This is a genomic window from Andreprevotia chitinilytica DSM 18519, from assembly GCF_000711875.1.
Lineage (GTDB): Bacteria > Pseudomonadota > Gammaproteobacteria > Burkholderiales > Chitinibacteraceae > Andreprevotia > Andreprevotia chitinilytica.
This window is the reverse complement of the sequence record NZ_JONM01000031.1, coordinates 23,259-33,008: the sequence shown is the minus strand read 5'-3', so window position 1 is coordinate 33,008 and position 9,750 is coordinate 23,259. Positions and strand designations below refer to the sequence as shown.

At 60.2% G+C, this 9,750-nt stretch carries 14 protein-coding genes and 1 pseudogene; 7 read left to right on the top strand and 8 right to left on the bottom strand.

Features of this window, described 5'->3' with window-relative positions:
• Positions 1-241: pseudogene (locus BR41_RS24740) on the top strand (IS481 family transposase); the annotation flags it as partial.
• Between the two features lie 197 nt (positions 242-438).
• On the opposite strand, the gene BR41_RS20270 reads toward BR41_RS24740, so the two are convergent.
• From BR41_RS20270 to BR41_RS20250, 5 genes are all read right to left on the bottom strand, one after another.
• Positions 439-690: a hypothetical protein gene (locus tag BR41_RS20270; RefSeq protein WP_035060792.1), complete on the bottom strand. Its 252-nt coding sequence runs from the start codon at positions 688-690 to the stop codon at positions 439-441.
• Entirely contained in the window at positions 683-949 is a 267-nt protein-coding gene (locus BR41_RS20265; RefSeq protein WP_035060790.1) for a hypothetical protein, read from the bottom strand. Before BR41_RS20265 ends, BR41_RS20270 begins: the two co-directional genes overlap by 8 nt.
• A gap of 294 nt (positions 950-1,243) precedes the next feature.
• Positions 1,244-1,558, bottom strand: coding sequence for a DUF4124 domain-containing protein (locus BR41_RS20260; RefSeq protein ID WP_156970822.1), 315 nt, complete (start codon positions 1,556-1,558; stop codon positions 1,244-1,246).
• 191 nt (positions 1,559-1,749) lie between these two features.
• Positions 1,750-3,156, bottom strand: coding sequence for a type II toxin-antitoxin system HipA family toxin (locus BR41_RS20255; RefSeq protein ID WP_035060784.1), 1,407 nt, complete (start codon positions 3,154-3,156; stop codon positions 1,750-1,752).
• Positions 3,156-3,377: a hypothetical protein gene (locus BR41_RS20250; protein ID WP_156970821.1), complete on the bottom strand. Its 222-nt coding sequence runs from the start codon at positions 3,375-3,377 to the stop codon at positions 3,156-3,158. Before BR41_RS20250 ends, BR41_RS20255 begins: the two co-directional genes overlap by 1 nt.
• Positions 3,378-3,674: 297 nt before the next feature.
• On the opposite strand from BR41_RS20250, the gene BR41_RS20245 reads away from it, so the two are divergent.
• Positions 3,675-4,076 (top strand): VOC family protein, encoded by a 402-nt coding sequence (locus BR41_RS20245; RefSeq protein ID WP_035060778.1) that lies wholly within the window; start codon positions 3,675-3,677, stop codon positions 4,074-4,076.
• A gap of 170 nt (positions 4,077-4,246) precedes the next feature.
• Here the strand turns inward: BR41_RS20245 and BR41_RS20240 are convergent, their stop codons facing one another.
• From BR41_RS20240 to trmL, 3 genes are all read right to left on the bottom strand, one after another.
• Entirely contained in the window at positions 4,247-4,627 is a 381-nt protein-coding gene (locus BR41_RS20240; RefSeq protein WP_035060775.1) for a DUF423 domain-containing protein, read from the bottom strand.
• A 200-nt stretch (positions 4,628-4,827) separates the two neighbouring features.
• Positions 4,828-5,514 (bottom strand): ParB-like protein, encoded by a 687-nt coding sequence (locus tag BR41_RS20235; protein WP_035060772.1) that lies wholly within the window; start codon positions 5,512-5,514, stop codon positions 4,828-4,830.
• A gap of 13 nt (positions 5,515-5,527) precedes the next feature.
• Positions 5,528-5,992, bottom strand: coding sequence for a tRNA (uridine(34)/cytosine(34)/5-carboxymethylaminomethyluridine(34)-2'-O)-methyltransferase TrmL (gene trmL / locus BR41_RS20230; protein ID WP_035060769.1), 465 nt, complete (start codon positions 5,990-5,992; stop codon positions 5,528-5,530).
• A 171-nt stretch (positions 5,993-6,163) separates the two neighbouring features.
• Between trmL and BR41_RS20225 the strand changes: the two genes are divergently transcribed.
• From BR41_RS20225 to BR41_RS23270, 5 genes are all read left to right on the top strand, one after another.
• Positions 6,164-6,517 (top strand): hypothetical protein, encoded by a 354-nt coding sequence (locus tag BR41_RS20225; RefSeq protein ID WP_035060766.1) that lies wholly within the window; start codon positions 6,164-6,166, stop codon positions 6,515-6,517.
• 70 nt (positions 6,518-6,587) lie between these two features.
• The gene (gene purU / locus BR41_RS20220) at positions 6,588-7,439 is read left to right on the top strand and encodes a formyltetrahydrofolate deformylase (RefSeq protein WP_084187459.1); all 852 of its coding nucleotides are present in this window, start codon (positions 6,588-6,590) and stop codon (positions 7,437-7,439) included.
• 3 nt (positions 7,440-7,442) lie between these two features.
• The gene (gspF, locus tag BR41_RS20215) at positions 7,443-8,648 is read left to right on the top strand and encodes a type II secretion system inner membrane protein GspF (RefSeq protein WP_035060761.1); all 1,206 of its coding nucleotides are present in this window, start codon (positions 7,443-7,445) and stop codon (positions 8,646-8,648) included.
• A gap of 12 nt (positions 8,649-8,660) precedes the next feature.
• The gene (gene gspG, locus BR41_RS20210) at positions 8,661-9,113 is read left to right on the top strand and encodes a type II secretion system major pseudopilin GspG (protein ID WP_035060758.1); all 453 of its coding nucleotides are present in this window, start codon (positions 8,661-8,663) and stop codon (positions 9,111-9,113) included.
• Between the two features lie 107 nt (positions 9,114-9,220).
• Positions 9,221-9,703: a GspH/FimT family protein gene (locus BR41_RS23270; RefSeq protein WP_051711474.1), complete on the top strand. Its 483-nt coding sequence runs from the start codon at positions 9,221-9,223 to the stop codon at positions 9,701-9,703.
• The last annotated feature ends 47 nt before the right edge of the window (positions 9,704-9,750 follow it).

Below are 9,750 nucleotides of genomic sequence, written 5' to 3'. Positions count from 1 at the left end.
CCGCTGCAGTGGCCGGCCGTATCCGGAGCAACTGCCGGCGGTGGAGTATGAGCCGGGCGATCGGGTGTTGAAGGTTCGCGTCAACGGGCAAATCCAGTATCGCGGCCGGGCAGTGTTCATTGGCGAGGGTTTGGCGGGGGAGTACGTGGCACTGCGCCCTTCGGCACAAGCCGATGTGCTGACGGTGTTCTTCTGTCATAAGGCCATTCGCACCATCGATCTGCGGGTGCAGTTAGACTAGGTTGAGTGTTACCCATGTCTACCGACAAGTGTTACCTATGTCTCCCGGCTGAACACGCGCGAAGCCCAACATCGGGTGCTGAAGATCGCGCCAATGTTGGGCTTCATTTCATTCAACCCAACCTACGGTGATGTCATACAAAAACGCCGACTGGGATTCCAGCCGGCGTTTTTGTTGTACCGCAGGCTCCCGCTGCGCTAACGCCGATCCGTGGTTAACGGCGGCCTGAGCCGTTGTACGGTCTCGTAGCGGGCCGTATCCAGTGCGAAATGCCACTCTTCCGACAGATACACGCCGATCTTTGCCAGATGATGCGGATGGGATTCCGGCTCAGTGGTTTCGACCAGGGCGCGGAATACGCAGCCTAATTGGGCGATGCGATCCAGGCCGACGTCGGCGATGTCGTTGTAATCGTCGATGGTGAGTGCAGGGTTGTGGCGATCAGACATGGCGGCCTCCAATACGGGGGCAACGGGGTGCCCGTCGGCGATCTGTGAGTGCGCCGGCTTGCAAGATTTGCATTGCCGTCCGGTGCCGTGCCGCCAACCGGCTACCGTCACGCGCTAGCTGGTAGCCGATGCCGCGGGGGTCGATCAGGTTGGTGAGGATGGTGAAAATCCGGTCCAGCTCGGCGAAGCCATCGAGGGCTTGGGCAATGAGGTGGTTGGGGTCGGGTGGGGCGGGGGTACTGTGTGGGGAGTTAGGCATGCTTGCCTCCTTGATGTGCTGTTAAGCCCATCCTTCCGCTGCTAAACGGAGGGGCGGGCGCAAGGCGGGGTTAGCAGACCGGCATCAAGGAACCGGCGCACCCGAAGGTGCCCCCACCCTGAGCCCGCATCGAAGACGTGCCAAGGGTGTTGCGAACAAAAATACCGCAAGGATGCGGCTGTTCGCCTTGATGGACAGGCTGCTAAACCCGATCGCGCTATTGAACGCGACAGCGCAAAGTATCCGATCCCGTCTGGTGTGGTCAATCCCGAGCGCTGCCGGGTTGGGGCCAGATCAGTAATGCGAGTGTGATGAAGCAGACGGGCCGCTTGGGGCCGCCGGCTGGCCGGGCAAGAGGGTGACGCTGCCGCCAGAATCACTGCTGGGTGGTGGTTTTTTCTGGTTGCGCAGGTAGGGGCTTTCGGCCGGTGCCTCGTTGCGGCCACGGCCGAGCGGGGCGTCGTGCACGGTGACGATGGTGGCGTTGTTGCTGCATTGCACATCGCTGAAGGTGACGGTCTTGGTAGTCGGGTCGACGCACTTGAATACGCTGCCGGCAAAGGCAACGCCAGCTAGCGACATAAGTGCCACACCAAAAAACAAGCGCACGATGATGTTCCACCCGCCACAACTGTTTGTTTCAATGCCACCGCGACGGCAAGACGGCGGTCATGCCTTCATTGTAGATTTGCTTCGGCTATGGTTTTGGCATGCAGCTGCCGCGGCTTCGACCGGCGGCGCATCGGGCTAGCAGCCCCTTTCTGATCCAGGGCAGCAAGTTAGCCCCTGCGGTCATTTGATCAAGGACTTCCACTTGCCTCGCGCAGGGCCGATCGCATTGCTTCTACGGTGGCCCGAAATCCGTCGACGGCAGGGCGGTTTCTTTGTCGGTCTGCGGCAGGTGCTTTGCTCAATAGATCGCAAGCCTGCTCAGAAAAACCCTCCGTCACATGCAATGCCGTTTTGATCCACTTCGTGGCCCGGCTTGGCCGTATACCGGCCACACGGGCCAGCGCTAGAACACGTTCGCGCAGATCGGGCGGCACCTGGCCGGATGAGGTGTAGTCCAGCGGCGTGCCATCCGGATGCTGCTGATCTACCCCGCCAATTCCGGAAAACTGCAGGGCAGACAGAATGTCGTGGTTCTTCCGGAAAAACCGGTACGCCCGCATTGGTGCCGGATCAAATACCGGGGCCAAGCGTGCTTCGCCGGCGCGGCCGATCAAGGCGAAGTTGTCGCTGTGCAAGTCGCCATTGCCGGTGGCGAGCGCCATCACGAATCGCTGAAAAATGCCGTATTTCACCTCGAACGGATTGGCTACCAGCCCCGGGGTATTGACGACCGTAAACAGGGTTTCCATTGCGCCGTCGGTACGCTCGTAATACTTGCTGCGGTTACCGGTGCGCAGCAGGGTGTAGAACGACTCCTGCGGGATCGGGTGGTGGTCGTTGTCGCGGTCGTACCGATCCAGCACCAATGCCGAGAGCAATTCGTCGCCGAACGCGAATTCGCGGTAACGCCAATCGGGCACATCCAATCCGGCTTTGCGGTGCAGCTCGAGAGCCAGTGCCTCAACAGAAAGAACACGTGGGTATTCCGGCGGCTCCACCTTGACCAAGACCTGCGACGCCGCATCACCCAGCGAGGTAAATACTTTGGGGATCATTCCGGATACGCCCGTCACTTGCATTTGGGCCATCAGCTCGGCGGCACTGTCGGCATCCGTTTGATTGACCAACCCTTCCCGCAAGCAGGCCCATAGCGCGCTGGCCTGAGTCAGGTCGCCTAAAACAGGTTCTGGTCGTGCGTAATAAGCTTGCGCGCTCAGGTCGTCGGCAAACACATCGAGGTGCCCGATGCCACCCGCCCCAAAGTGCGTGAGCAGCAGCCACTCCTGCTCGATGGGCTGGCGGCCGATACGCTGAACCCCTTTGGCCTCCAGCAACCGGTACATGAGGCGGCGCATGGGTGAGTGCGGGTCTTGTGGTGGCAGCAGGGCTTGAAGTTGTGGCGGTAGCTCTTGATCCTGCGACCGGGCCCAGTTCCATTCTGCAAGACCGGCGACATCGTGCAGCATGCTGAATCCGGGGCAATCCATGCCGGCAGCGTGCCGGGTTATCCTCAACTCGGTCGAGGTCAAGACCATATCGGCCAGCTTGGTCGGTATGCCTTGATGGCGGGTCCAAATCACACCGAACAAGTCCATCAGAACAAGCTTCCCGCTTCCAGTTTGCTGGCCAGCTCCGATTGGGCTGCGGACAAGGTAACGGTCAGCCCGACCACCCCGGCCAGTGCTTGCAGCGACTCCAGGCTGATCTTGCCGCGTCGATATGAACGGGCCACCACGGACGCATCAATCCCGGCCTGAGCGGCCAGCTCGGTTTTTTTCAAGCCAACAGACTCTGCTTTGGCATAGATCTGGTCCATCAATGCGCGCGCCAAATTGTGCATTTTTGTCCATTAAAAGCCATAAAATTCTATTTTTATGCATTTATGCACATTTCACAAGGTGCGCACCGTATCTGCGCGGTCACGGCCGCTTCTTATTGCTGGGTTAGCTGATGCTGCGTGGGTCGATCATGATGCCACCGCAACGGCAAGGCAGCGGTCATTCCTTCATTCTGGATTTGCTTCAGCTATGGTTTTGGCATGCAGCCGCCGTGGCTTCGACCGGCGGCGGATCGGGTTAACCGCCCCCTCTGATTGAATGCTCAGGAGCAAAAAATGGAACCGCGTATCAGCTTTATCACACTTGGCGTTGCCGATCTTGAGCGTGCCATCCGCTTTTACACAGATGTATTGAAACTGCCGCGCGTTTCCCCGGAGCTGGAGGGGGTGGCGTTCTTTGAGCTGGGCAAGACGTGGCTATCGCTATTCCCGCGTGCGGCCTTGGCTGCGGATGCGGGCGTATCGGCGGAGGGGCAGGGCTTTGCCGGGTTCTCGTTGGCGCATAACGTGCGCAGCCCGGAGGATGCCGATGCGCTGATGGCGGAGGTAGCGGCTGGCGGCGGGAAGATCGTCAAGCCGGCGGAGAAGGCGTTTTGGGGCGGGTATTCAGGTTACTTCGCCGATCCGGACGGGTTTTTGTGGGAGGTGGCCTGGAATCCTGATTTTCCGCATGTTTGAGGGATGGCTCCTCTCTCCAACTAATAGCTGAGCAAGGCTAAAAGCCTTGCACGCGAGGGCGAGGGGATGGAAGTAGTACGTAGCCCGGACGGCTTGCCGGCCGGGATGCAATGGGACTCGTGGCGGGAACCCCGGCCGCAGAATGCGTCCGGGCTACGTGAATGCTCCGATCAACGCGGCAAATACCGCCAAGCCCCCACCGCAACCAGCAACCACGCCGCCAAAAAAGCCACTCCCCCTAGCGGCGTAACCGCCCCAAGCCAGCGCACGCCGCTCAGTGCCAGTACATACAGGCTGCCGCAGAACAGCACGATGCCGGCTTGCATCAGCCATGCCGCAATGCCGAATGGCTTGGCGCCGGTCTGGGTGGCGAGCCAAGCCAGCGCGAACAATCCCAAACCATGAATCAGTTGGTACTGCACTGCGGTTTGCCACACGGCGAGCAGGTCAGGTGCAAGCCGGGTTTTGAGCGCGTGCGCGCCGAATGCGCCGCAGCCGACGGCGATGAAGAGGTTGAGGGCGGCGAGGGTGGCGCTGAGTTTGGGGGGCATGAGGGGCTCAGAGGTGGTTTTTGATGTTTGTGGAATCAGGGTGTGGTTGTCATCCCCCCTTTTTGAAGGGGGCTAGGGGGATTTCTGCGGCATATCTAATGTTCACCTGCGTCGAAATCCCCCTCAATCCCCCTTCGAGAAGGGGGAAGTAAAACCCTGCAGCGCTTCAAGCTGGCAGTTTGCGAGACTTTGAACAGCCTCTAAGGCTTCGGGCATTCCGTGCGATACCCCGGCAACTCGCTCGCAGCAGGCAAACACACCAGCGGTTTGATGGTTTCCATCGTGGCGGCGAGGTTGTCGCGGTTGATGGGTTGCCAGTCGAGCTTGTCGCCAAAGTAGCGTGCCCAGGCGAATTCGACGAAATAGGCGTGCTCTGCTTTGCCGTAGTAATCGGCGCTGGCCGCGTAGCCGGCGAGTGAGCGGTAGGGGTCGTCTTTCAGGTCGGCCAGCGATTTGGGCAGCTGCTTGGGTGGCAAGGGCGCGCCGTGTTGGTCGTAGAGCCATGCCCAGTGGCGTTCTTGCATCTGTGGCCAGAATTGCTTGGGGTCGTTGATCTTGCCGATCACCATTACGGTGGCCGTGGGGACATGCAAGCGCCACAGCGCGGAGCTCAGGTGATGGCGATCGGTGAGGTAAAAGCGGCCTTTCGGGCCGATCACCACCGGGATTTCCTTTTTGCGCATCAGCTGGTCGAGCTCTTGGGGCGTCTTGCCTGTGTAGGACTGCATTTCGTCTTCGACTTGCATCAGCCCGATGGCGGGTTGGGTTGGGTGCAGTTTGGTGAACGGCAGCTGGCAGTAGTCGCCAACCGGGGTGGATTTGCGGCACGGCGCAGCTTGCAAGGCGGTGGCAACAAGCAGCAAGAGCAAGGCGAAAAGACGATTCATCGATGGGTTCTCCTTATGCGCCGCCAACGTAGCCGAGCTGTCGCCAGCCTTCGAAGACGGTAATCGCAACGGCGTTGGATAGGTTCAGGCTGCGCTGGCCGGCGCGCATGGGCAGGCGGATGCGGCGGTCTGGCGTGAATTGTTGTAGCACGTCATCCGGCAGTCCGCGGGTTTCCGGGCCGAAGACGAAGACGTCGCCCTCGGCGAATTGCAGCGTATCGAAGCGGCTGCTGCCCTTGGTGGTCATGGCAAACATGCGGCGGCCGGGCAGGGCGGCGAGGAGGGCTTCCCAGTTTTCATGCACGTGGACGGCGGCGTATTCGTGGTAATCGAGCCCGGCGCGTTTGAGCTTGGTGTCGTCCAGCGCAAAGCCGAGCGGCTTGACCAGATGCAGGCTGCAACCGGTGTTGGCGGCCAGCCGGATGACGTTGCCGGTGTTGGGAGGGATTTCGGGTTGGAAGAGGACGATGTCGAACATGTTTTTATTGGGGTTTGGTTCTGAATATTGATCGGTTGTTGGTTCGTTCAGTGAGCCGCTCGGCAATCCGACCGACGGATCGAAAATTAGCTTGTTCTTATCTAGTTGCCCCGGCTACAACGCATTAATGCACTTGTCATTCAGTTTTCATCTGAATCGGGGGAGGCGCAAATGGAGTTGGTACCACGCGATATCGTGATCGCGGCGGCCAGAATGGCAATGCTCGATCATCTTACCCCGAGCCAGACGATGGCCGTGGTGCTGCGCGCGATTGATCACGATCTGATGGGCCCCGGTGGCAAGCCGTTCAACCCGGCGCGTACCGAGGGCATCGGGCAGGCGGTCTACGCGGCGATGTTCGGCTATCCGGTCGAATTCGTGCACGACCCGCTGGCGGCGAATGGTTGCCGCTGGGTATCCGAATTGCCGAATCATGGCTATAGCCAGCCGTTTCAGCAGTTTTTCATCGATGCGATGGTGCTGGTGGATTACGAGCGCCAGCGCAAACGCATCGCTTTGGCCTGATTACCGCCGCGTCCCCTGCATGTCTGCCTAGCTGCTAGAATCCGTGGCTTGGTTTTGCTACGGATGCGTGATGAATACCGCCACACTGCTGATCAGCTGCCCGGACCGAAAAGGCCTGTCTGCCGCGATCGCCAATTTTCTCTATACGTATAACGCCAACATCGTTCATTCCGACCAGCATCAGGACAACAGCGAAAACCTGTTCCTGATGCGCGTGGAGTGGGATCTGGCTGATTTCACGCTGGACATGAGCGCGTTCACCGCCGCCTTCCAGCCCATCGCCGATCGCTTCGATATGCACTGGACGGTTGCGCTCTCCGCCCAGCGCCCGCGCATGGCGATCTTTGTTTCCAAGTACGATCACTGCCTCGTCGATCTGCTGCACCGCCACCAGAGCGGCGAGCTGCATTGCGATATCCCGCTGGTGATCTCCAATCACGAGGATTGCCGCGCGCTGGCCGAGTTCTACGGCGTGCCGTATCACGTGGTCGAAGTGAACAAGGACAACAAGGCGGAGGCCGAGGCCAAGCAGCGCGAATTGCTGCAGGCCCACGGCGTCGACCTGATCGTGCTGGCGCGCTATATGCAAGTGTTGTCGCACGAGTTCACCGGTGCGTATCCGCAGAAAGTCATCAATATCCACCACAGTTTCTTGCCGGCGTTTGACGGCGCCAAGCCATATCACCGTGCGTTTGCCCGTGGCGTGAAGCTGATCGGCGCGACCAGCCATTACGTGACCGAAGTGCTGGACGACGGCCCGATCATCGAGCAAGACGTGATCCGTATCTCCCACCGGGACGATGTCGATGAGCTGGTGCTCAAAGGCCGCGATCTGGAGCGGGTGGTGCTGTCCCGCGCGGTGAAGTGGCATCTGGCGCACCGGGTGCTGGTGTATTCGAACAAGACGGTTATTTTTGCTTAAGTCATGACGGCGTTCCGCTATCAGGCCGTCAATCAGGCCGGCGCTGAACAACGCGGCGTGATCGAGGCCGATTCGCTGCGGCAAGCCCGGGTGTCGCTGCGCGACCAAGGGTTGTGGGTCAGCGAGTTGGCCGAGCTGACTGCCGAGAACCAAAGCGGTGGTCGCGGCGGCCCGCGGTTAAGTACCGCGCAGCTGGCGTTGCTGACACGCCAGTTCGCCACCTTGCTGGATGCGGGCCTGAATATCGAACAGGCGCTGGTCGTGCTCGCTGAGCAAAGCGAAAACGAGAAGGAAAAGCGCCTGGTGGCAGCACTGCGCAGCGAGATTCTTTCTGGCGCATCGCTCTCGTCCGCGCTGGCGCGCCATCCCGGCACCTTCCCTGAGCTGTATCGCACCATCGTTGCGGCGGGTGAGGAATCCGGCAAGGCATCGGCGGTGATGCAGCGTTTGGCCGATTACCTTGAAGCCCGCGCTGCCTTGGGCGCGAAGGTGATGCTGGCGTTCATCTATCCCATCGTCGTGGTCGTCGTGTCGCTGATGGTTATCGTTGGTCTGCTTACCTGGGTGGTGCCGCAGATGGTGACGGTGTTCCAGAGCGCCAAACAGACGCTGCCCTTCCTGACCCGTGCCTTGTTGTGGATCAGCGCGTTTGTACGCAATTGGGGCTTGGTGGCCTTGGTGGTGCTGGCGCTGGCTGGTTTTGGCGCGTGGCGGGCATTGAAAGATCCGGCCGTGAAACGTCGTTATCACGCGTGGAAGCTAAGCTTGCCGCTGTTCGGCCGCTTCGAGCTGGCCAGCAACACGGCGCGGCTGGCGTCGACGCTGGCCATTCTGGTTGGCAGCGGTGTGCCTTTACTGAGCGCGATGCAGGCGGCTGCTGGCGTAGTCAGCAGTTTGCCCTTGCGCGATGCGGTATCCGAGGCTGCCAAACAAGTGCGCGAGGGCGTGACCTTGTCCCGCGCGCTCGGGCAGTCCAAGCGCTTTCCGCCGGTGCTGATTCACCTGATCGGTAGCGGTGAAGTCACTGGCCGGCTCGAAAAGATGCTCGATAAAGCCGCCGGACAACAAGCACAGGAACTCGAAAACCGCGTCGCTACCTTTACCGGCTTGCTCGGCCCGATCATGGTGCTGATCATGGGCGGGGTGGTGCTGCTGATCGTGCTGGCAATACTGTTGCCGGTGTTCGAAATGAATCAGTTGGTGAAATAGGAAGAAGGAAACATGTCCCGCAAGTCGCTCCTCCCCAAGCAGTCTCGCAAGCAGACCGGTTTTACGCTGATCGAAATTCTCGTCGTGATCACTATCCTGGCGATCCTTGGCGCGCTGATCGTGCCCAAGATCATGGATCGCCCGAACGACGCCCGCGTGGTCGCGGCCAAACAGGACATCCGCTCGGTGGTGCAGGCGCTCAAGCTCTACAAACTGGATAACGGCCGTTATCCGACTACCGAGCAGGGCATCAAGGCGTTGGTGGAAAAGCCGAACTCACCGCCGGTGCCGGGTAACTGGAAAACCGGTGGTTATCTGGAAAAACTGCCGAAAGACCCGTGGGGCAATGACTACATCTACCTGAACCCCGGCCTGCACGGCGAAATCGACGTGATGAGCTATGGCGCGGATGGGCAAGCGGGCGGCGAAGGGTACGACGCCGATATCGGGTCCTGGCAGCTGTAAGCTCAATCCCAATCCTGTAGGAGCGACCTTGGTCGCGATGGCGACGATGGAAGTGCCGCTATCGAGACCAAGGTCGCTCCTACATATACATCCAACATCCGAGCCCCATGCGCCAAGCCGGCTTCACCCTCATTGAAATCCTCATCACGCTGCTGCTGATCGGCATCATCACCAGCGTGGCCGTGGTGCAGCTGGGGGAGTCGGATGGCCGCGTGATCGAGCGGGAGTCAGAACGCTTGTCGCTGCTGCTGGATGCGGCTCGTGATGAGGCGATCAACAGTGGCCGGGCGATGGCGTGGAGTTCGGATGGCCACGGCTATCAATTCTGGCTGCAGGATGAACAGAACAATTGGCAGTCCGTCGCCACCCAGGACGAATTCCGCGCCCGGCCGTTGCCTGAAGGCATGGCGGTGACCAAGCTCAGCATCAATTTGCGCGAGCAACCCATCGGCGAACGTGTGGTGTTCGAGCCCTCTGGCGTCAATTCCCCATTCCATATTGATATGCAGCTTGGCGAGCAGCACTGGCAGCTCGATGGCGACGTGATGGGGCAGGTGAGTGCATCGGTTGTTGCGGCGGATAACGGCTGATGGTGAATCCGAAGAAGCGCTGTCCCAAATGGGAAACCTGTCACTAC

What these genes read in the sequence shown, in the direction of transcription:
- BR41_RS20225 (WP_035060766.1), top strand. Translation starts at nt 6,164, where the DNA reads ATGGAGTTGGTACCACGCGATATCGTGATCGCGGCGGCCAGAATGGCA.
- BR41_RS20245 (WP_035060778.1), top strand. Translation starts at nt 3,675, where the DNA reads ATGGAACCGCGTATCAGCTTTATCACACTTGGCGTTGCCGATCTTGAG.
- BR41_RS23270 (WP_051711474.1), top strand. Translation starts at nt 9,221, where the DNA reads ATGCGCCAAGCCGGCTTCACCCTCATTGAAATCCTCATCACGCTGCTG.
- BR41_RS20270 (WP_035060792.1), bottom strand. Translation starts at nt 690, where the DNA reads ATGTCTGATCGCCACAACCCTGCACTCACCATCGACGATTACAACGAC.
- BR41_RS20265 (WP_035060790.1), bottom strand. Translation starts at nt 949, where the DNA reads ATGCCTAACTCCCCACACAGTACCCCCGCCCCACCCGACCCCAACCAC.
- BR41_RS20240 (WP_035060775.1), bottom strand. Translation starts at nt 4,627, where the DNA reads ATGCCCCCCAAACTCAGCGCCACCCTCGCCGCCCTCAACCTCTTCATC.
- trmL (WP_035060769.1), bottom strand. Translation starts at nt 5,992, where the DNA reads ATGTTCGACATCGTCCTCTTCCAACCCGAAATCCCTCCCAACACCGGC.
- BR41_RS20255 (WP_035060784.1), bottom strand. Translation starts at nt 3,156, where the DNA reads ATGGACTTGTTCGGTGTGATTTGGACCCGCCATCAAGGCATACCGACC.
- BR41_RS20250 (WP_156970821.1), bottom strand. Translation starts at nt 3,377, where the DNA reads ATGGACCAGATCTATGCCAAAGCAGAGTCTGTTGGCTTGAAAAAAACC.
- gspF (WP_035060761.1), top strand. Translation starts at nt 7,443, where the DNA reads ATGACGGCGTTCCGCTATCAGGCCGTCAATCAGGCCGGCGCTGAACAA.
- gspG (WP_035060758.1), top strand. Translation starts at nt 8,661, where the DNA reads ATGTCCCGCAAGTCGCTCCTCCCCAAGCAGTCTCGCAAGCAGACCGGT.
- BR41_RS20235 (WP_035060772.1), bottom strand. Translation starts at nt 5,514, where the DNA reads ATGAATCGTCTTTTCGCCTTGCTCTTGCTGCTTGTTGCCACCGCCTTG.
- purU (WP_084187459.1), top strand. Translation starts at nt 6,588, where the DNA reads ATGAATACCGCCACACTGCTGATCAGCTGCCCGGACCGAAAAGGCCTG.